This is a genomic window from Pseudomonas sp. BF-B-30, assembly GCF_019956305.1.
GTDB classification, from domain to species: domain Bacteria; phylum Pseudomonadota; class Gammaproteobacteria; order Pseudomonadales; family Pseudomonadaceae; genus Aquipseudomonas; species Aquipseudomonas jessenii.
Genome location: NZ_JAHBDG010000066.1, coordinates 48,811 through 68,353 on the forward strand (window position 1 = coordinate 48,811; position 19,543 = coordinate 68,353).

A 19,543-nucleotide genomic window follows, 5' to 3' on the forward strand; every position below is an offset into this window, starting at 1 on the left:
TCGGCCCTGATCAGGCTAAATAGCCCGCGCCTGATCGCCCACCCAAACGGATTTTGTCCCATGTCCCGACACCGGCTCGCAATTGCCTGGATAGCCTGCTTCGCAGTGCTGTTCAACATGCTCGCCATGCCGATGTCCGGAGCGATGGCGCAAACGGCGAAGTCATCCGCCGAACAGTTGTTGTGGGGCAGCTTCTGCAGCTCCAGCGGCACCAGGATGGTGGCGATTTCCATCGGCGACCTTGAACAGAAAGCCCCGCAAAGCGACGATCATTCCAACATGCAGCATTGCTGGTGCTGCTCGGGTTCCGCGCCATTGGTGGCGTTGCCGGGGCATACGCCACAACTGTATTTCGCGCACTTCGAGTCCAACCGAAGCCTGCCTGCCACCTCTCTGGAAAGCCCGTCACCGCGCCAGCAATGGCCGAGTCTCAACCCCCGCGCGTCCCCTCTGGTGTGATTTTTTCTCGCAATTGACTGCGTTTTAAATCGTTCCGGAGAATTGCCATGTTGAACAAATTCGTCGTTCTGGCTGCGTTGCTGCTGCCTGCCTGCTTTGCCAATGCCCACGAATACAAGGTCGGCACACTGGAAATCGCTCATCCGTGGTCCCAGGAGTTGCCGCCCAATGCGCCCACCGTTGCGGCGTATTTCGTGATCAACAATCAAGGCAAGACCGCCGACCGCCTGCTCAGCGTCGACACCCCCATTGCGGGCGAAGCGCAATTGCATGAGCACGTGATGCAAGGCGACATGATGAAAATGCAGCACGTACCGAGCGTGGAAGTGCCCGCCGGTGGCGAGGTCACTTTCGCACCCATGGCCTATCACGTGATGTTGCTGGGCCTCAAGGACCGCAGCCTGCTCACTGACGGCAAGCGCTTCCCCATGACGCTGCACTTCGAGAAGTCCGGTGACGTGACGGTCGAAGTCGCGGTGCAGAAGCAGGCGCCGGACGCCATGCAAGAACACAAGCACGCGCAATAACCACCCGCGCTGTATACGCCCATGCGCCCGCTTAGCGCCAGGTCATCCAGGTCACGCAATCAGGCATTGAGCCTGACACGTGGCAGCTGGATCAGCCTGTTTGCCATGCTGATGATCTTTATCGGTCCGCTGATTTCTCAGTCGATGCCGATGGATTCGCGCGCCATGTCGATGAACATGCCTACGGGTATGAGCATGGACATGTCGGCGATGGAGCATGCCGACCATGGCACGCAAGCCACCGCCGAGCATTGCCCGCCAGCCCCGGGGCACCATGTGCTGTGGGAAAAATGCGGCTATTGCAGCCTGCTGTTCAATTGCCCGGCGCTGACCGGTGGCGTGTCTTTCGCCAACTTCGTCATCCCGCCCGTCAACACCTTCACCACACCCTCTGCGCGCCAGGGCCATGCTCGGCCAACCTTCTTCCCCGGCGCCCGTACCCGCGCCCCGCCCGTCGTCGCGTAAACACTCACTTCTGATTTCACACGGTCCGCAAGACAGCCAAAGCAACCTGTGGGAGCGAGCTTGCTCGCGAAGAGGAAGTGTCAGTCAACGTTGATGTCGTCTGGCACACCGCTTTCGCGAGCAAGCCCGCTCCCACAGGGACAGCCTCAGGCTGCCGGCCGTGTCGTTTACGACTGTTCGATGGAAATTGTCATGTCCAGGTTTTCCGCTGTCCCGTGCTTGAGCCCTGCCCAAGCCTCTTATGCCCTGAACGAATCCGGTGTTCGTTTCAGACACGCCACCGCCATCCTGTGCGGTGCATTGCTGGCGCCTTCTGCGCTGGCCGATGATCATGCCGGTCACACCGAAGAACTGAGCCCGACGGTGATTACCGCCGTTGCGCCCAGCTCGCCCCTGACCATCGTCACCAACCCCAAGGACCCGCGACAACCGGTGCCGGCCAGCGATGGCGCCGATTACCTGAAGACCATCCCCGGCTTTGCCATGGTGCGCAATGGCGGCACCAATGGTGACCCGGTGCTGCGCGGCATGTTCGGCTCGCGGCTGAACATCCTCACCAACGGCAGCATGATGCTCGGTGCCTGCCCGGGCCGGATGGACGCCCCGACCTCCTACATCTCGCCGGAAACCTACGACAAGCTCACAGTGATCAAAGGCCCGCAAACCGTACTGTGGGGACCGGGTTCCTCGGCTGGCACTATCCTGTTCGACCGCGAGCCGGAGCACTTCGGCGCACTCGGCACACGGGTCAACGCCAGCGTGCTGGCCGGCTCCAACGGCCGCTTCGACAAACTGGTGGACGCTGCCGCCGGTGGACAATCGGGTTATGTGCGGGTCATCGGCAACACCGCGCACTCCGACGACTACCAGGACGGCAACAACGACACCGTGGCGTCGCGCTATGACAAATGGAACGGCGACGTGGCCGTCGGCTGGACGCCGAATACCGACACCTTGCTGGAACTGACCGCCGGCCGTGGCGATGGTGAAGCCCGCTACGCCGGGCGCGGCATGGACGGCTCGCAGTTCCTGCGCGAAAGCCTTGGCCTGCGCTTCGAGCAATCCAACATCGGCGAGGTACTGGATAAGGTCGAGGCGCAGGTCTACTACAACTACGCCGATCACGTGATGGACAACTACACCCTGCGCACGCCGTCCGGCACCGGAATGATGGCCGGCCCCATGGCCTCCAACGTCGACCGCCGCACCCTCGGCGCCCGGGTCAAGGCCACCTGGCGCTGGACTGATGTGCAACTGATCAGCGGCATCGACGCGCAGACCAACGAACATCGCCAGCGCGGCGCCATGGGCGTCGACACCTACAAGGACCTGCCGTACACCAAGGATGCCGACTTCCATAACTACGGAGTCTTCGGCGAATTGACCTGGTACGCCGCCGACCGTGACCGCCTGATCAGCGGCGCACGCCTGGACCGCGTCTCGGCCAAGGATTATCGGCAGACCACCGGCTCGGGCATGATGACCCGCCCGAACCCGACCGCCGACGACACCCGCGCCGACACCCTGCCGAGTGGTTTCATCCGCTATGAACATGACCTGGCCGACAGCCCGACCACCCTGTATGCCGGCCTCGGTCACTCCCAGCGGTTCCCGGATTACTGGGAGCTTTTCTCTCCCAAGTCCGGCCCCGCCGGTTCGGTGAATGCCTTCGACTCGATCAAACCGGAAAAAACCACCCAGCTCGATTTCGGCCTGCAATACAAGACCGAAGACCTCGAAGCCTGGGCCTCGGCTTACGTCGGGCAGGTGCGCGATTACATCCTGTTCAACTACACCCCGACAATGATGGGTACGACCTCGCAAGCCGAAAACATCGACGCGCGAATCATGGGCGGCGAACTGGGCGCCGCTTACAACTTCACCGACAACTGGAAAGCCGACGCGACCCTGGCCTACGCCTGGGGCAAGAACAGCAGCGATGGCACTGCGCTGCCGCAAATGCCGCCGCTGGATGCGCGTTTCGGCCTGACCTACAGCGAAGACAACTGGAGCGCCGGCGCACTGTGGAGAGTGGTCGCCGCACAAAACCGTATCGACCAGAACAAGGGCAACGTGGTCGGCAAGGACTTCGACAAGACGCCGGGCTTCGGCGTGTTCTCCCTCAACGGTGCCTATCGGATCAACAGCAACTGGAAGGTCAGCAGCGGCGTCGACAACCTGTTCGGCAAGGCTTACGCCGAACACTTGAACCTGGCCGGCAACGCCGGTTTCGGCTACCCGGCCAATGACCCGCAAGCCATCAAGGAACCGGGGCGCACGCTCTGGACCAAGGTGGACATGAGCTTTTAAGAGCATCGCGGGCAAGCCCGCTCCCCTGTAGGAGCGAGCTTGCTCGCGATCGGTTGCGCAGCAACCGCAAAAACAAACAACTAAAAGATCCAGCCAAGCGGAGCACACGTGATGAAACAGCCCAAAGTGAATTTCTACAACCTGGCCTGGCGATGGCATTTCTATGCCGGATTGTTCGTTGCGCCATTCATGGTGATGCTGGCGTTGACCGGCACCGTCTACCTGTTCAAACCGCAGCTCGACTCGCTGATGTACAGCAGCCTGCTCAACGTCCCGGCCGGTCATCACACCGTCCCGGCCGACGACCTGCTGACACGGGTGAAAACGGCTTACCCACAAGGTCAGGTCACCCAGTACCTGCCGCCGGTCAATGCCGAGCGCAGCGCGCAGTTTGTCGTGCTCAACGATGAAAAGGAGCTGAACGTTTTCGTTGATCCGTACCACGGTGACATCCTCGGTGAACAAGATGCCAAGAAGAACCTGCAAGCCATCGCCCGGTCGATTCACGGCGAGCTGATGATCGGCACCGTTGGCGATCGGCTGATCGAACTGGCCGCCGGATGGGGCGTGGTGCTGGTGGTGTCCGGCATTTTCCTGTGGTGGCCGCGCGGTCAGGCGGCAGGCATTTTGTGGCCACGCCTGAACAGTCGAGGTCGCGTATTGTGGCGCGACCTGCACGCAGTCACCGGGTTCTGGGGCGCGTCCCTGCTGCTGGTGATGCTGCTTAGCGGCATGACCTGGACCGGTTTCTGGGGCAAGCAATACGCCGAAGTGTGGAACGTGTTCCCGGCGGCCATGTGGGATGACGTGCCGAAGTCCGACGTCGAGGCACGCAGCCTCAACACCGCCACCCGCCAGAGCGTGCCGTGGGCCATGGAAAACACCCCGATGCCGATGTCCGGCGACCATGCCGAGCACATGGCCCACGACGGCGCAGCGGCCGGTCCGGCATCGCCGACCATCCGCCTGCAGGACGTACAAAACATCGCCAGAGAGCGCAAAGTCGAACCGGGCTACAGCATCACCCTGCCGACCACCGCGACCGGCGTGTTCACCATCGCCGTATTCGCCGACGACCCACGCAATGACGCCACGCTGCACATCGATCAGTACACCGGCAAGGTCCTGGCCGATGTACGCTTCGAGCAGTACGGCACCGTCGCCCGCGCCACGGAAATCGGCGTGATGCTGCACGAGGGCAAGATGTTCGGTGTGTTCAATCAGATCGTCGTGTTGCTGATCTGCCTGATGATTTTGCTCAGCGCGGTCAGCGGCGTGGTGATCTGGTGGAAGCGCCGTCCGCAAGGAAAACTCGGCGTGCCGCCGCTGCGCCATGACCTGCCAAAATGGAAAACCGCGATGGTGATCATGTTCGCCCTGGCAGTGGCCTTCCCGTTGGTGGGTGCTTCTCTGGTGGCGGTGTGGGTGCTCGATCGCGTGCTGCTGTCGCGCTTTACCCGGCAAACTGAGTCGGCTTCATCTTCATCTTGAAACAGGCGAGATGCGCCGGGCGAAAGGCACTGTAAACTCCCCGCGCATCACCTCAGCCCCTTCGCGAGCAAGCTCGCTCCCACAGGGATTGCGTAAGACCTGTGGGAGCGGGCTTGCCCGCGATGGGGCCATCAGCATCACCTCAAGAGTCACTGCATGACCTCGCTGAATCTGACAAACCTTGCCTGGTCCCCACTGGGTCACGGCCATTGCCACCACCAATTCCAGCTGCGTGACGCCTCGCTACACGTGGCCGCCGGTGAGTTCGTCGGGCTGATCGGCCCCAACGGCAGTGGCAAGACCAGCCTGTTGCGGTGTGCCTGGCGCTTCAATCAACCGGAAAGCGGCGAGGTCAGACTCGATCACCAGAACGTCTGGAAGCACTCCTCGCGCTGGTGCGCGCAACGCATCGCCGTGGTGTTGCAGGAGTTCCCTGATGCCTTCGGCCTGACTGTCGAGGAAGTGGTCGCCATGGGCCGCACGCCGCACAAAGGCTTGTTCGATGGCGACACCCTTGAAGACCGCGACCTGGTCAATCAGGCCCTGGAATCCGTCGGCCTCAAGGGCTTCGAAGACCACGGGTTCGCCACTCTCTCCGGTGGTGAAAAACAGCGGGTCATCCTCGCCCGCGCCCTGGCCCAGCAACCACAACTGCTGATCCTTGACGAGCCGACCAACCACCTCGACCCGCGTTATCAGCTTGAGCTTTTGAAGTTGGTCAAGCGCTTGAATATCGGCACCCTGGCGAGCATCCACGACCTCAATCTGGCGGCGGCCTTTTGTGATCGACTGTACGTGATCAACCATGGTCGTATCGTCGCCAGCGGCACGCCGAAAGAAGTCCTGACCGCTGCGCTGCTGCGCAATGTGTTCGGCGTCCAAGCACTGATCGATGAACATCCACTGCACGGCTACCCACGAATCACCTGGATAACCCAACCATGACTTTGCGTTCCCTGCTGCGTTCCTGCCTCTCTCTCGCGATGCTGCTGGGCAGCACCCAGGCATTGGCCGAAGCCACCCGTTACCCGCTGACAATCAAAAGTTGCAACCGCGAAGTGACCTTCAAGCAGGCACCAAAACATGCGCTCAGCCACGACATCAACATGACCCAGATGATGCTCGCCCTCGGCCTCAAACCACGGATGGCCGGTTACAGTGGCATCAGTGGCTGGAAGGCCGTGACGCCCGAGATGCAGACCATTCTCGACGGCCTGCCGGAACTGGCGGCCAAGTACCCGTCGGTGGAAACCCTGCTCGATGCCAACGTCGATTTTCTCTTCGCCGGTTGGGACTACGGCATGCGCGTCGGTGGCGATCTCACGCCGCAAACCCTGCAGCCGCTGGGCATCAATGTGTATGAACTGACCGAGTCCTGCGCCTTCGTGATGAAGCGCCCTGCCGCGACCCTGGAAGACACTTACAACGACCTGCGCAACCTCGGCAAAATCTTCGATGTGCAGGACCGCGCCAACGCGCTGATCGCCGACATGCAGAATCAGATCGCAGAGATCGGCAAGAACCTGCCGGCAGAAAAGCCGCGGGTTTTTCTCTACGACAGCGGCGAAGACCGCGCCATGACGTCCGGGCGCCTCGGCATGCCGCAAGCGCTGATCGATGCCGCTGGCGGGCACAACATTCTCGATGATGTCGACGCGAGCTGGACCCGGGTCAATTGGGAGACCGTGGTCGAGCGCGATCCGCAGGTGATCGTGATCGTCGACTACAGCGAAATCACCGCAGAGCAGAAGATCCGGTTCCTGCTGAATAACAAGGCGCTGCAATCGGTGGACGCGATCAGGAACCAGCGTTTCATCGTCATCCCTTACGTGCAGGCCACGCCGGGTATCGACAATGTGCTGGCAGCGGCAACCCTCGCCAAAGGTTTCCACGGCGAATGATCAATCGTCGTTTTGCGCTGCTGCTGATCGCCCTGGGCGCCGTGCTGCTGGTGTCGTGCGTGGTGTCGCTGGGCTTCGGCCCGGCCCGGGTGCCGGTGGACGTGGTGTGGCGGATCCTGCTGCACAAGCTGTTCGGCATCGGCGCGCAGGACTGGAGCGCCGGCCAGGATCACATCGTCTGGCTGATCCGCGTCCCGCGCATGTTGCTCGGCGCTCTGGTGGGCGCCGGCCTGGCACTGATCGGCGCGGTGCTGCAAGCAGTGACACGCAACCCGTTGGCGGATCCGCACCTGCTCGGCGCCACCTCCGGCGCCACACTCGGTGCGGTGATTGTGATATTGCATGTCGGCGAAATCGGCGGCCTGCTGACGTTGCCGATCGCCGCGTTCATCGGAGCATTGCTGAGCATGCTGGTGGTGCTGATGATCGCCAGTCGCCACGGGCGCCTGGACAGTGACCGGTTGCTGCTGTGCGGCGTGGCGGTCTCGTTCGTGATGATGGCGATCGCCAATCTGCTTCTGTTCATGGGCGACCATCGCGCCAGTTCCGCCGTGATGTTCTGGATGCTCGGCGGCCTCGGCCTGGCACGCTGGGAGCTGCTCACGCTGCCGGCACTGAGTGTGTTGCTCGGACTGGTCCTGTTGCTCGGCATGGCACGACCGCTGAACGCATTGATGGCCGGAGAACAGACCGCCGTCACCCTGGGCCTGAATGCCCGTGCGGTGCGTCTGCGAGTGTTCGTGATCGCTTCGCTGATGACCGGAGTGCTGGTGTCGATCAGCGGCTCCATCGGCTTTGTCGGGCTGATGGTGCCGCACATTGCGCGTCGACTGGTGGGGGCCGAACATCGTCGGTTGCTGCCGGTTTGTCTGTTGCTCGGCAGCGTATTCCTGATGTGGGTCGATGTCGCTGCCCGCACGCTGATCGCCCCGGAAGACTTGCCTATCGGCGTTGCTACCGCGGCGATTGGCGGGCTGTTCTTTATCGGCCTGATGCGTCGCTGCTGACGTAGTGCACGAACTGTGCGCAGTTACAACTCGTCGCGCTGAAACCTGACCGGTGCCAGTGGCGACTGGAGTCGAACGACCTTCCAGTCTTGACCCAACCGCCCCGTGCGATTCCAGAAATGGGCCGCCTGCAATACCCGCAACTCGCCGGTTTCAGCCAGTTTCGAAATGAAGTCTGCCATCGACAATTTCGTTACCCACCGACCGTCGACGAAATCGATCTGGCGGGTCAGCAGCAACTGCTTTTCTGCCTGTGTATTTTCGGGTACGTACTTGATCAGCGCACCATGGGGCGTCGAGTAGTAGTACGCACTGATGTTGAAGCCTTTAGCCTTCAAGGCATGAGTATGAAGCTGCATCAGCATCGGCGAAGTGAAGCTGCTGTAGACCTGCTCTTCATCGGCTGCCAGAGGAGAGACACCCGACAGGTAGAGCTGATGGCTCGCCATCAGTTTATAGCCAGGCGCAAAGCGGGGGACTTCATTTCTGCGGCTGGTATCAGGATCCGTGAGCGTGCGGAAGATCCGACCGAGGCCGGCAAGGCTGTCATCCGTTTGCGGCAATGGCTCCAGTCCGCAATAGGAATAGGTATCGGGTTTGGCCACTATGGCGCTCTCGTAGGTGGTCACCTGCGTGTAGGCACTTCCCGCGCGCCGCTGAATGTAGCTGGCAGCATCGTCGGGATGATGGAATATCGGCCCCATGGGCAGTTCGGGTTTCCAGCTCCAGAGCTCCTGCTCGGACATGCCCGGATGACGCGGTTGCCAGTATCGCGCCACATACCCCTTCGCCCAGCAATCACTGGATACCAGAACCTCCAGTCTCCCGGCCTTGACCATGCGCTGGATGTAATCGCCCAGAGTGAAGGTGCGCAGGCGGATATTACGCAGGTCGGCATGCGCCTGTTCAAGCGAGCCAAAAGCGCTTTGGGCACTCGCCGACTGACTGGCCGCGTCGGGTGGTACCCCTGGTGTGTAGTAGACTTTTTCAAATTGCAACAGAGCACCATCGGCACAAGAAAAATAAATCGGTCTGTAATCATTGCTGATCCTCGCCCTTGCCAATACCTGATGCACTGCCATGGGCGAGAAGAAAAAGCTCCCGAACTCGTCATCACCTGCGTCTTTCTCCTGGCGCGCGGCGCATAGATAAACACTTGAAACGATGTAACCCGATGGCAATTGCCCTTCGGGAAAGACGCGGTCATATGCCAGTGCCGAGTCCTGCACCGCCACCGGCAAAGTGCTGTGATAGGTGCCAAGGCGCTCGTTGTGCAATATGAACCCGAAACCGGGGGCCGCACGTTCGCCCGCCTGCTCATGGGCAAACCGGGCTGCGGCGGACTCTTGAGCAAACATCGGACTGTAACGCGGCTCGCTGCTCGCCTTGGCATACGAATGTGTGCCGGGCTCCACAAGAGCGACATCGAGCCGATCGACCATACGTGGCCGCCCCCAGGCCGGACTGCCGACCACTACCTGCAAATAGCCATTCCTTGCCAGCGAGTCAATCCAGTCGACCGGGCTCAAATCCCCTTCATGGATACGCTTCCTGATCCACTCCGCATCCAGGTCGTGGGGCAGGTTGCCGAAACCGTTCAGCGCGTTGGCCAGATCGGCATGGAACTGCCTCCAGGTCCCGCAACGGTAACGGATCACCGAACCATCCGGCCCGAACAGGTATTCGTCCAGATACCGCCCGCCTCGCTTGAAAGCGGTGTATACAACCTTGACCGAGAGCATGTTGAGGTACAGTTGCCTCTGCTTTTCTTCCAGGATCACCGGCACAGTCCGGCTCTGGCGCGAACGGTAACGGCCAACCATGGAACAACCGGCAGGAAAAAGCCCCGCGCCGATGCTTACGTCCGGGAAGATCCACTCCACAGCGAAATCCTCATGGAGCGCAATCACTGGTTGAGTGGCGACAAACAAGCCGTCCGAACGCTTCAATACCAGACCGCCATAGACCCTGTCGGTGTCAGCAGGAATTTGGGAGCGCGCGGACAACACCGCATCATTGGCAGTCGCGAAGGCCGCGCTCAACCGGCATCGCTCCAGATTCTGGGCGGGACGCCAGTTGGTGTCGACCAGGCCTTCCCTGTCCCACACAGCATTGGTATGCAAGACGCTCAGTGCGCCACTGTTGGCCACCACCTTCACAAAATCGCTGGGGCTCAGTTTTCCGCTGGCCAGGTTGGACTGAACATCATCCAGCCCCATGTTCGGTGTAGCGTTATCGAATAGCTTGCTGTTCGTGCGCATGACGTACTTGAGCAGTGCACCGTCCTGCGTGCCGATATAGGTCGGGATCACGCCGGGCCCTTCAACGACGAGTGGTCGTCGGGAGTCATACACCGCAACGAACAGATCTCTGGGCACGATGAAGTGCCTGGCCAGCCACTCACGATTGGGACGGGTATGGGTGACACGCTGGCGCGAATAAAAATAGGAGTGGCGCTTAAAGGATTCCGGCGCGACCAGTTCCGAGAAGTCGTGGGTCAAGGAAAAAAGACTGCTACGAGAAAACAACTTGTCGCGAACACCATTGACCGCGACAAGCTCCGTCGCGACGTACTCTTCCTTGCCCTGCTGCTTGAGGATAAAGCCGAACCAGGTCTGTTCCTGGTCGGTCTGCCCCCTCATTCGGGAGAAACGGTCCTGCGCGGCTTCATCCGCCGAGGAAAAAATTGCGCTGTAGGCCACCTGTTGCGGCACCGGCCGTTCGCCAAGCGTCGGTAACGGACTCCACTGACCGGTCACCTTGCCCCGGTATCCCCATGGCGCGTTGTCGACGACGATCCGCAATGTGCCTGCCTGCGCCACCTCCCGAACGAATTCGACCGGCAGGATGCTGCCCTGCTCAAGGCCCTGCGCCAGAGCCCCCGGGTTAGTCGGAGTGCCAAGGCGTTGCAACAGGCTCTGCCAGCCTGCACTGTCTTCCTCGAACCACAACAGACTGTCTTCAGCCCCGGACAAATAGGCCGGGACACCTGACGCGACGATGTGGAACAACTCGTGAATGCTAAACATCTGCAAGCTCACGGTCGCGTCCATGCGCGACCACTTCAGGCGCCGTATCTGCGCCGCATCGAGGGTCGACAGCGCCTGATGCGAGTAGAACCAACTGTCTAATTGATGATTGGCCGGATAGACCGGCCGCCCTCGTCCGTCCACCGCAAACAGCTGAGTTTCCAGCAAGTGGTCCCCGGCCTCGACCGGTTCGGTGACGACAAATCTCTGTGCGCCGCGCTTGAAAATCATCGCGACAAACTTGCGGTCACGTCGTTGGCCGATCTGTTCGTGTGCATACCGAGCCGCGTCATCGGCCGAGAGAAATTCGCGGCTCATCTGAGGCACGGCATTGTTCGGGGTTTTGTTCTCATCCATGAAAGTGCTCCAACCTGAAAACAGACTTAAGTGAGCACTCAGGTTATCCAGTGCAAAAATCCCGGGGTGGTACATATGTATATCGCCAGGCACCACTTGGGCGCACAGCCGTGCCCTGCTCGGCATTGCGCGCCCGAGCATGGTGCGGCGCGCAGGGTTCGTCCGCCGGAGATCGCTCTGAATTGACTGTTTTCACCCTTAGGCACAGCCCTTGCTAAAGACCCTTCAGTCGTCCGCATCTGCCAACCATAAAAACTCAATGTTCATGGAGATCGCACAATGAAGCGTCGCAGTTTGATCAAGGCTTTCACACTCTCGGCATCCATTGCCGCGATGGGCATAACCTGGACTGTCCAGGCCGCCGAGACCATCAAGGTCGGTATTCTGCATTCGTTGTCCGGGACCATGGCGATTTCCGAAACGTCGCTGAAAGACATGGCCTTGATGACCATCGACGAGATCAACGCCAAGGGCGGCGTGAACGGCAAGATGCTTGAGCCTGTGGTGGTCGACCCGGCGTCTAACTGGCCACTGTTCGCCGAGAAGGGGCGTCAGTTGCTGACCCAGGACAAGGTCGCCGTGGTGTTCGGTTGCTGGACCTCGGTGTCGCGCAAATCGGTGCTGCCGGTGTTCGAAGAACTCAACGGCCTGTTGTTCTACCCGGTGCAATACGAAGGCGAAGAGATGTCGCCGAACGTGTTCTACACCGGCGCCGCGCCGAACCAGCAAGCGATCCCCGCCGTTGAATACCTGATGAGCGAAGAAGGCGGCAGCGCCAAACGCTACTTCCTGCTCGGCACCGACTACGTCTACCCGCGCACCACCAACAAGATCCTGCGTTCGTTCCTGCATTCCAAAGGTGTGGCCGACAAGGACATCGAAGAGGTGTACACCCCGTTCGGTCACAGCGACTACCAGACCATCGTCGCCAACATCAAAAAGTTCTCGGCGGGTGGCAAGACAGCCGTTATCTCCACCGTCAACGGCGATTCCAACGTGCCGTTCTACAAAGAGCTGGCGAACCAAGGCCTGAAAGCCACCGACGTTCCGGTCGTGGCGTTCTCGGTCGGCGAAGAAGAATTGCGCGGCATCGACACCAAGCCACTGGTGGGCAACCTCGCGGCGTGGAACTACTTCGAATCGGTCGAGAATCCGGTGAACAAGAAGTTCGTCGATGACTGGAAGGCCTACGCGAAGAAACACAACCTGCCAGGCGCCGACAAGGCCGTGACCAACGACCCGATGGAAGCCACTTATGTCGGCATCCACATGTGGGCGCAAGCGGCGGAAAAAGCCAAGTCCACCGATGTCGACAAAGTCCGCGAAGCCCTGGCCGGCCAGACCTTTGCCGCGCCGTCCGGCTACACGCTCACCATGGACAAGACCAATCACCACCTGCACAAGCCGGTGATGATCGGCGAGATCCAGTCTGACGGTCAGTTCAACGTGGTGTGGCAGACCGAAGGACCGATCCGCGCCCAGCCGTGGAGCCCGTTCATCCCGGGTAACGACAAGAAGCCGGAGTATGCGGTGAAGAGCAACTGAGTCACTGGGTGTCGGTTCCAGGCACGGTGCCTGAGGCCGACACAATTCCCTGTGGGAGCGAGCTTGCTCGCGATGAGGGCGGCACATTCAGCATCACTGTGACTGAACCACCGCTATCGCGAGCAAGCTCGCTCCCACATTGATCGCGTAAGGCCAATGACATGCCCACTGCCCTCTACCGCTACATCCTTGCCCTCGCGCTGCTACTGCCGATGGCCACCCATGCCGGCGACGCCGAAGACTTCGTCGCCGCCAATCCCGTGCAGCAAGCCAGGCTGCTGGAAGCCTGGGCCGCGCAGCCCGATCCGGCCCGCATCGAATTGATCAACGCCCTGCAACAAGGCGAGTTGACCATCGACGGGCAACCGAAAACCCTGCGCCTGAACAACCGCCTGCGGGGTCTCATCGATACGGCCCTGGCCAGTCATCAGCTGCTCGCGGCCGACGCCAAAATTCGTCTGGCCGCCGCACAGCAATTGCAGAAAAGCGCCAAACCCGCGCAGCTGAAATTCCTCGACCAGCAACTGGCTGGTGAAAAAGATGAAGGCGCCCACGCAGCCCTCAGCCTGGCCCTGGCCAATCTGCAACTGGTCGACGCCGATCCGGCCGTGCGTCTCGCCGCCGTGCGTCTGCTCGGCGAAACCGGTGATCCACTGGCCCGTACCCGACTCGAAGGCCTGCTCGATCCCGGGGTCGAAACTGACGCCAGCGTACGCACCGCCGCCGAGACCAGCCTCGCCCAGGTCAAACGCAAGCTGCTGGTAGGCGAGATGCTCGGCCAGGCATTCAGCGGTATGTCGCTGGGCTCGATACTGCTGCTCGCCGCACTCGGTCTGGCGATCACCTTCGGCCTGCTCGGCGTGATCAACATGGCCCACGGCGAGATGCTGATGCTCGGTGCCTACTCGACCTACGTGGTGCAACTGATGTTCCAGCGTTTCGCCCCGCAGGCCATCGAGTTCTATCCGCTGATCGCGCTACCCGTGGCGTTTTTCGTCACCGCGGCCATCGGCATGGCGCTGGAGCGCACGGTGATTCGCCACCTCTACGGCCGTCCGCTGGAAACCCTGCTCGCCACCTGGGGCATCAGCCTCATGCTGATCCAGCTGGTACGCCTGGTGTTCGGCGCGCAGAACGTCGAAGTCGCCAACCCCGCGTGGCTGTCGGGCGGGATTCAGGTGCTGCCCAATCTCGTGCTGCCGTACAACCGCATCGTCATCATTGCCTTTGCGCTGTTCGTGGTGGTGCTCACGTGGCTGCTGCTGAACAAGACACGCCTGGGTCTCAACGTGCGTGCAGTCACCCAGAACCGCAACATGGCCGCCTGTTGCGGCGTGCCCACCGGGCGCGTGGACATGCTCGCCTTCGGCCTCGGCTCGGGCATCGCCGGTCTCGGCGGCGTAGCTCTGAGCCAGATCGGCAACGTCGGCCCGGACCTCGGCCAGAGCTACATCATCGACTCGTTTCTGGTGGTGGTGCTCGGTGGTGTCGGCCAGTTGGCCGGTAGCGTGCTGGCCGCATTCGGCTTAGGGGTTGCCAACAAGATTCTCGAACCGCAGATCGGTGCCGTGCTCGGCAAGATCCTCATCCTCGCGCTGATCATTCTGTTCATCCAGAAACGTCCGCAAGGCCTCTTCGCACTCAAAGGACGGGTGATCGACTGATGAACCAGCCCCTGATGCTCAAGGCCACACAAAAGGCCGGCCCGAAAATCACGATTGCCGTCGGCGCGGTGATCCTCGTTCTGCTGCTGGCGTTACCGCTGCTGTCGCTGTTATCGCCGGACAACACGCTGCACGTTTCCGCTTACACGCTGACGCTGGTGGGCAAGATTCTTTGCTACGCCATCGTCGCACTGGCGCTCGATCTGGTGTGGGGTTACGCCGGCCTGCTGTCCCTCGGCCACGGCCTGTTCTTCGCCCTCGGCGGCTATGCCATGGGCATGTACCTGATGCGCCAGGCCTCGGGCGATGGCTTGCCGGCCTTCATGACGTTCCTGTCGTGGACCGAAATGCCGTGGTTCTGGACCGGTACCAGCAGCTTCCTCTGGACCCTGTGCCTGGTGGTTTTGGCGCCGGGGTTGCTGGCCTTGGTGTTCGGCTTCTTTGCCTTCCGCTCGCGGATCAAGGGTGTGTATTTCTCGATCATGACCCAGGCCCTGACCTTCGCCGGGATGCTGCTGTTTTTCCGCAACGAAACCGGCTTCGGCGGCAACAACGGCTTCACCAACTTCCGCACGATTCTCGGCTTCGGCATCACCGAGCCGGGCACCCGCGCGGTGCTGTTTTTCGCCACGGTGCTGTTGCTGGTGGCGAGCCTGTTTATCGGCTGGCGCCTGGCGCAAAGCAAATTCGGACGAGTACTGACTGCGCTGCGCGATGCAGAAAACCGCCTGATGTTCTGCGGCTACGATCCGCGCGGGTTCAAGTTGTTTGTCTGGGTATTGAGCGCGGTGTTGTGTGGCCTGGCCGGTGCGCTGTACGTGCCGCAAGTGGGGATCATCAACCCGAGTGAGATGTCGCCGACCAACTCTATCGAAGCAGCGGTGTGGGTGGCCCTTGGCGGGCGCGGCACGTTGATCGGTCCGTTGCTCGGAGCCGGTGTGGTCAACGGCATGAAAAGCTGGTTCACCGTAGCGTTCCCCGAGTACTGGCTGTTCTTCCTCGGCGCACTGTTCATCGTCGTGACCCTGTACCTGCCCAAGGGTGTGATCGGTCTGCTGAAAAAAAGAGGTGAATCATGAGAGTCACTGCGACAGCTGAATTCATGCTCGAACCAGCGTTTTTTCCTGTGGAGCCCAACAAGGACGCCGGCAGCAGCCGCGATGCCATCGGTCTCGGCCAACGCGCCGGCAAAGGCCTGAACACCCGCCACGGCACCATCCTGACCCTTGAAGACATCAGCGTCAGCTTCGACGGCTTCCGCGCGCTGAACAATCTGAACCTGTACATCGGCGTTGGTGAGCTGCGCTGCATCATCGGCCCCAACGGCGCGGGCAAGACCACACTGATGGACGTGATCACCGGCAAGACCCGCCCCAGTCACGGCAAGGCCTGGTTCGGCGAAACTCTGGACCTGACACAGATGAGCGAAGTACAGATCGCCCAGGCCGGTATCGGCCGCAAGTTCCAGAAGCCGACGGTGTTCGAAGCCTTGAGCGTGTTTGAAAACCTTGAGCTGGCGCAGAACACCGACAAGTCGGTGTGGGCCAGCCTGCGGGCGCGCTTGAGCGGCGAGCAGAAAGACCGCATCGCCGAAGTGCTCGAGACCATTCGCCTGACCAGCTCGGTCAATCGCCCGGCCGGCTTGCTGTCCCACGGCCAGAAGCAGTTCCTGGAGATCGGCATGTTGCTCATGCAGGACCCGCAATTGCTGCTGCTCGACGAACCGGTCGCGGGCATGACCGACGCCGAAACCGAATTCACCGCCGAGCTGTTCAAGAGCCTGGCCGGCAAGCACTCGCTGATGGTGGTGGAACATGACATGGGCTTCGTCGGATCGATTGCCGACCACGTCACGGTGTTGCATCAGGGCAGCGTGCTGGCCGAAGGGTCGCTGGAGCAGGTGCAGGACAACGAGCGGGTGATCGAGGTGTACCTCGGTCGCTAAACTTGCAAACACCTATCCAACTGTGGGAGCGAGCTTGCTCGCGATAGCGGTGTATCAGTCAACAACAATGTTGAGTGTGCCGACGCCATCGCGAGCAAGCTCGCTCCCACAAGGGATCTGAGGAGAGTCTGGAAATGCTGCAAGTCGAAAAGCTGCACCAGTACTACGGCGGGAGCCACATCCTGCGCGGCCTGACGTTTGACGTGAAGGTCGGTGAAGTCACCTGCCTGCTCGGGCGCAACGGTGTGGGCAAGACCACGCTGCTCAAATGCCTGATGGGCCTGCTGCCGGCCAAAGAAGGCGCGGTCAATTGGGAAGGCAAGCCAATCACCACGTTCAAGCCGCACCAGCGAGTGCATGCCGGTATCGCCTACGTGCCACAGGGCCGGGAGATCTTCGGCCGCCTCACCGTGGAAGAGAACCTGCTGATGGGCCTGTCGCGCTTCCCCGGCAGCGAAGCGAAGGAAGTGCCGGCGTTCATCTACGAGCTGTTCCCGGTGCTGCTGCAAATGAAGCAGCGCCGGGGCGGCGACTTGTCCGGTGGCCAGCAACAACAACTGGCGATCGGTCGTGCACTGGTCAGCCGCCCTCGCCTGCTGATCCTCGATGAGCCCACCGAAGGCATCCAACCGTCGGTGATCAAGGAGATCGGCGCGGTGATCAAGAAACTCGCAGCCCGTGGCGACATGGCCATTCTGCTGGTTGAGCAGTTCTACGACTTCGCCGCCGAGCTGGCCGATCAATACCTGGTGATGTCCCGGGGCGAAATCGTGCAACAGGGTCGCGGCGAGAATATGGAAGCTGAAGGGGTGCGCGGGCTGGTCACGATCTGAGCTTCTGTCCACAGCGGGCTCAAAGCACCATTTTGTCGCACCATCTTCCACGCCGCGCCCCCAACTGGTGCGCGGCGACGTTCAACGGTGCTCTCCTTCCAGTGATGCCCTGCGGCACAGCCTTTGCAACCCTCCTGAGGACCTCTCGATAAGCACTGACCATGACTCTTCCTGCATCCGGCGTTTTGTTTACCCCCAGTTGGCATGCCGAACTGGAACTGGGCTACGCCCGGTTCGACAACACCACCCGCCCGGTCCAGCGCCGTCACAAAGGTCCGTTGCGGGTGCAAAAGCACCTTTACGCCGAAGGGCCTGAAGTCTGCCAGCACATCATCGTCCACCCGCCCGGCGGGATTGCCAGCGGTGATCGACTGGACATTTCGGCCAGCGTCGAGCGTGATGCCTGGGCACAAATCACCAGCCCCGGCGCGGCAAAGTGGTATCGCGCCGCCGGCCCCGCCCATCAGCAGCTGAAGTTGAAGGTGGCGGCCGGTGCGACACTGGAATGGTTGCCCCAGGAGACGATCATTTTCAGTGCGGCGCAGGCTGAACTCAGCACCGGGATTGACCTTGAAGGCGATGCCCGTTTGTTCTACTGGGACGTCGTGGCCCTGGGCCGTCCGGCCAGTGGCGAACGCTTCGACCTTGGGCACTTCCAGGCGCAACTGGATATCCGCCACGACGGCCAGTTGCTCTGGCACGAACGCCAGCGCATTGTCGGGGCTGACGGTTTGCTGGACTCGCCCATCGGGCTCGATGGGCAATCGGTGTTTGCGACATTGCTGGTGACGGGTGAAATTGATAGCGAACTGCTGGAGCGCTGCCGCTCGCTGAGCCATGACGTGCGCGGGGATCTGACGCAGTTGCCGGGGTTGCTGGTTGCCCGATGTCTGGCCAGTGAGGCGCTGTTGGCGCGAGGCTGGCTTATCGACTTATGGCGATTGTTGAGACCGGCGTTATTGGGGCGCGAGGCCGCGCCACCACGAATTTGGAACACGTGAAATACGATTCAATGTGGGAGCGGGCTTGCTCGCGAAAGCGGTGTGTCAGGCGACATACGTGTTGAATGAAGGTCCGCGTTCGCGAGCAAGCCCGCTCCCACAGGGTTCTGTGCAAGCAGATCCCACTCTTTTTAATCTGCCCGGATGGATGTCTACGATGGACCTGACCCCACGCGAAAAAGACAAGTTGCTGATCTTCACCGCCGGCCTGGTGGCCGAGCGACGTTTGGCTCGCGGCGTGAAACTCAATTATCCGGAGGCCATGGCCTACATTTCCGCTGCGCTGCTTGAAGGCGCCCGCGATGGCCAGACCGTGGCCGACCTGATGCACCTGGGCACCACCCTGCTGAGCCGCGAACAAGTGATGGAAGGCATCCCGGAAATGATCCCGGAAATCCAGGTCGAGGCCACGTTCCCCGACGGCACCAAACTGGTCACCGTCCACCAACCCATCGCCTGAGGCCGCGCCATGACCTACCACATCCGCGATGCCGTGCATGCCGACCTGCCAGCCATCCGTGACATTTACAACGACGCGGTACTCAACACCACGGCGATCTGGAACGAGCAGGCGGTCGACCTCGGCAACCGCCAGGCCTGGTTCAGCGCCCGGCAATCCCAGGCTTATCCGATTCTGGTGATTGTCGATGCCGACGACACAGTGCTCGGGTACGCCTCCTTCGGCGACTGGCGACCTTTCGACGGTTTCCGTCACACCGTCGAGCACTCGGTCTACGTGCGCAGCGACCAGCGCGGCAACGGCCTCGGTCCGCAACTGATGGAAGCACTGATCGAGCGCGCCAAAGGCTGCGGCAAGCACGTGATGGTCGCCGCCATCGAAAGCGGTAACGCCGCCTCCATTCGCTTGCATGAGCGCATCGGCTTTATCACCACCGGGCAAATGCCGCAGGTCGGCACCAAGTTCGGCCGCTGGCTGGACCTGACTTTCATGCAATTGACCCTCGACCCCGGCGCGCAGCCGCCCAGCATCAACCAGGAGTAATGCCCG

General features: G+C 61.3%; 17 protein-coding genes. 16 read left to right on the forward strand and 1 reads right to left on the reverse strand.

Annotated features, from left to right (window positions below; all coding sequences use genetic code 11):
• Positions 1–60: 60 nt before the first annotated feature.
• The 8 genes from KGB29_RS25040 (at position 61) to KGB29_RS25080 (ending at position 8,160) form a co-directional block, all read left to right on the forward strand.
• Positions 61–459, forward strand: a complete 399-nt coding sequence (locus tag KGB29_RS25040; protein WP_154910377.1) for a DUF2946 domain-containing protein — start codon at positions 61–63, stop codon at positions 457–459.
• Between the two features lie 47 nt (positions 460–506).
• Positions 507–986, forward strand: a complete 480-nt coding sequence (locus KGB29_RS25045) for a copper chaperone PCu(A)C (RefSeq protein WP_154910376.1) — start codon at positions 507–509, stop codon at positions 984–986.
• A gap of 21 nt (positions 987–1,007) precedes the next feature.
• On the forward strand, positions 1,008–1,451 hold the full coding sequence (locus KGB29_RS25050) for a DUF2946 domain-containing protein (protein WP_150813569.1): 444 nt from the start codon (positions 1,008–1,010) through the stop codon (positions 1,449–1,451).
• Between the two features lie 192 nt (positions 1,452–1,643).
• Positions 1,644–3,761 (forward strand): TonB-dependent copper receptor, encoded by a 2,118-nt coding sequence (locus KGB29_RS25060; RefSeq protein WP_154910375.1) that lies wholly within the window; start codon positions 1,644–1,646, stop codon positions 3,759–3,761.
• Positions 3,762–3,872: 111 nt separating this feature from the next.
• On the forward strand, positions 3,873–5,252 hold the full coding sequence (locus KGB29_RS25065) for a PepSY-associated TM helix domain-containing protein (RefSeq protein ID WP_154910374.1): 1,380 nt from the start codon (positions 3,873–3,875) through the stop codon (positions 5,250–5,252).
• Positions 5,253–5,408: 156 nt separating this feature from the next.
• Complete coding sequence (locus tag KGB29_RS25070; RefSeq protein WP_154861093.1) at positions 5,409–6,197, forward strand: ABC transporter ATP-binding protein; 789 nt, start codon at positions 5,409–5,411, stop codon at positions 6,195–6,197.
• Positions 6,194–7,153 (forward strand): ABC transporter substrate-binding protein, encoded by a 960-nt coding sequence (locus tag KGB29_RS25075; RefSeq protein WP_154910373.1) that lies wholly within the window; start codon positions 6,194–6,196, stop codon positions 7,151–7,153. The genes KGB29_RS25070 and KGB29_RS25075 overlap by 4 nt, the downstream gene beginning before the upstream one ends.
• Entirely contained in the window at positions 7,150–8,160 is a 1,011-nt protein-coding gene (locus tag KGB29_RS25080) for a FecCD family ABC transporter permease (RefSeq protein WP_154861095.1), read from the forward strand. Before KGB29_RS25075 ends, KGB29_RS25080 begins: the two co-directional genes overlap by 4 nt.
• A 23-nt stretch (positions 8,161–8,183) precedes the next feature.
• On the opposite strand, the gene KGB29_RS25085 is transcribed toward KGB29_RS25080, so the two are convergent.
• Positions 8,184–11,546 (reverse strand): hypothetical protein, encoded by a 3,363-nt coding sequence (locus tag KGB29_RS25085; RefSeq protein ID WP_154910372.1) that lies wholly within the window; start codon positions 11,544–11,546, stop codon positions 8,184–8,186.
• Between the two features lie 279 nt (positions 11,547–11,825).
• Here KGB29_RS25085 and urtA point away from each other — a divergent pair, with 279 nt between their 5' ends.
• From urtA to KGB29_RS25125, 8 genes are all read left to right on the forward strand, one after another.
• The gene (gene urtA, locus KGB29_RS25090; protein WP_154910371.1) at positions 11,826–13,091 is read left to right on the forward strand and encodes an urea ABC transporter substrate-binding protein; all 1,266 of its coding nucleotides are present in this window, start codon (positions 11,826–11,828) and stop codon (positions 13,089–13,091) included.
• A gap of 161 nt (positions 13,092–13,252) precedes the next feature.
• Positions 13,253–14,755 carry an urea ABC transporter permease subunit UrtB gene (gene urtB / locus KGB29_RS25095; RefSeq protein WP_154910370.1) on the forward strand — a complete coding sequence of 501 codons (1,503 nt, stop codon included), beginning with the start codon at positions 13,253–13,255 and terminating at the stop codon, positions 14,753–14,755.
• Positions 14,755–15,834 (forward strand): urea ABC transporter permease subunit UrtC, encoded by a 1,080-nt coding sequence (gene urtC / locus KGB29_RS25100; protein ID WP_150813577.1) that lies wholly within the window; start codon positions 14,755–14,757, stop codon positions 15,832–15,834. Before urtB ends, urtC begins: the two co-directional genes overlap by 1 nt.
• Positions 15,831–16,700, forward strand: coding sequence for an urea ABC transporter ATP-binding protein UrtD (gene urtD / locus KGB29_RS25105; RefSeq protein ID WP_150813578.1), 870 nt, complete (start codon positions 15,831–15,833; stop codon positions 16,698–16,700). The genes urtC and urtD overlap by 4 nt, the downstream gene beginning before the upstream one ends.
• A 134-nt stretch (positions 16,701–16,834) precedes the next feature.
• Positions 16,835–17,533, forward strand: a complete 699-nt coding sequence (urtE, locus tag KGB29_RS25110; RefSeq protein WP_154861099.1) for an urea ABC transporter ATP-binding subunit UrtE — start codon at positions 16,835–16,837, stop codon at positions 17,531–17,533.
• 161 nt (positions 17,534–17,694) lie between these two features.
• A complete protein-coding gene (locus KGB29_RS25115) occupies positions 17,695–18,534 on the forward strand; it encodes an urease accessory protein UreD (RefSeq protein WP_154910368.1) in 840 nt (279 codons plus the stop codon).
• Positions 18,535–18,691: 157 nt separating this feature from the next.
• Positions 18,692–18,994, forward strand: a complete 303-nt coding sequence (locus KGB29_RS25120) for an urease subunit gamma (RefSeq protein ID WP_057712192.1) — start codon at positions 18,692–18,694, stop codon at positions 18,992–18,994.
• 9 nt (positions 18,995–19,003) lie between these two features.
• The gene (locus KGB29_RS25125; protein WP_150813580.1) at positions 19,004–19,537 is read left to right on the forward strand and encodes a GNAT family N-acetyltransferase; all 534 of its coding nucleotides are present in this window, start codon (positions 19,004–19,006) and stop codon (positions 19,535–19,537) included.
• Positions 19,538–19,543: the final 6 nt, after the last annotated feature.

What these genes read in the sequence shown, in the direction of transcription:
- KGB29_RS25040 (WP_154910377.1), top strand. Translation starts at nt 61, where the DNA reads ATGTCCCGACACCGGCTCGCAATTGCCTGGATAGCCTGCTTCGCAGTG.
- KGB29_RS25125 (WP_150813580.1), top strand. Translation starts at nt 19,004, where the DNA reads ATGACCTACCACATCCGCGATGCCGTGCATGCCGACCTGCCAGCCATC.
- urtE (WP_154861099.1), top strand. Translation starts at nt 16,835, where the DNA reads ATGCTGCAAGTCGAAAAGCTGCACCAGTACTACGGCGGGAGCCACATC.
- urtC (WP_150813577.1), top strand. Translation starts at nt 14,755, where the DNA reads ATGAACCAGCCCCTGATGCTCAAGGCCACACAAAAGGCCGGCCCGAAA.
- KGB29_RS25115 (WP_154910368.1), top strand. Translation starts at nt 17,695, where the DNA reads ATGACTCTTCCTGCATCCGGCGTTTTGTTTACCCCCAGTTGGCATGCC.
- KGB29_RS25060 (WP_154910375.1), top strand. Translation starts at nt 1,644, where the DNA reads ATGTCCAGGTTTTCCGCTGTCCCGTGCTTGAGCCCTGCCCAAGCCTCT.
- urtB (WP_154910370.1), top strand. Translation starts at nt 13,253, where the DNA reads ATGCCCACTGCCCTCTACCGCTACATCCTTGCCCTCGCGCTGCTACTG.
- KGB29_RS25120 (WP_057712192.1), top strand. Translation starts at nt 18,692, where the DNA reads ATGGACCTGACCCCACGCGAAAAAGACAAGTTGCTGATCTTCACCGCC.
- KGB29_RS25065 (WP_154910374.1), top strand. Translation starts at nt 3,873, where the DNA reads ATGAAACAGCCCAAAGTGAATTTCTACAACCTGGCCTGGCGATGGCAT.
- urtA (WP_154910371.1), top strand. Translation starts at nt 11,826, where the DNA reads ATGAAGCGTCGCAGTTTGATCAAGGCTTTCACACTCTCGGCATCCATT.
- urtD (WP_150813578.1), top strand. Translation starts at nt 15,831, where the DNA reads ATGAGAGTCACTGCGACAGCTGAATTCATGCTCGAACCAGCGTTTTTT.
- KGB29_RS25080 (WP_154861095.1), top strand. Translation starts at nt 7,150, where the DNA reads ATGATCAATCGTCGTTTTGCGCTGCTGCTGATCGCCCTGGGCGCCGTG.
- KGB29_RS25050 (WP_150813569.1), top strand. Translation starts at nt 1,008, where the DNA reads ATGCGCCCGCTTAGCGCCAGGTCATCCAGGTCACGCAATCAGGCATTG.
- KGB29_RS25085 (WP_154910372.1), bottom strand. Translation starts at nt 11,546, where the DNA reads ATGGATGAGAACAAAACCCCGAACAATGCCGTGCCTCAGATGAGCCGC.
- KGB29_RS25070 (WP_154861093.1), top strand. Translation starts at nt 5,409, where the DNA reads ATGACCTCGCTGAATCTGACAAACCTTGCCTGGTCCCCACTGGGTCAC.
- KGB29_RS25075 (WP_154910373.1), top strand. Translation starts at nt 6,194, where the DNA reads ATGACTTTGCGTTCCCTGCTGCGTTCCTGCCTCTCTCTCGCGATGCTG.
- KGB29_RS25045 (WP_154910376.1), top strand. Translation starts at nt 507, where the DNA reads ATGTTGAACAAATTCGTCGTTCTGGCTGCGTTGCTGCTGCCTGCCTGC.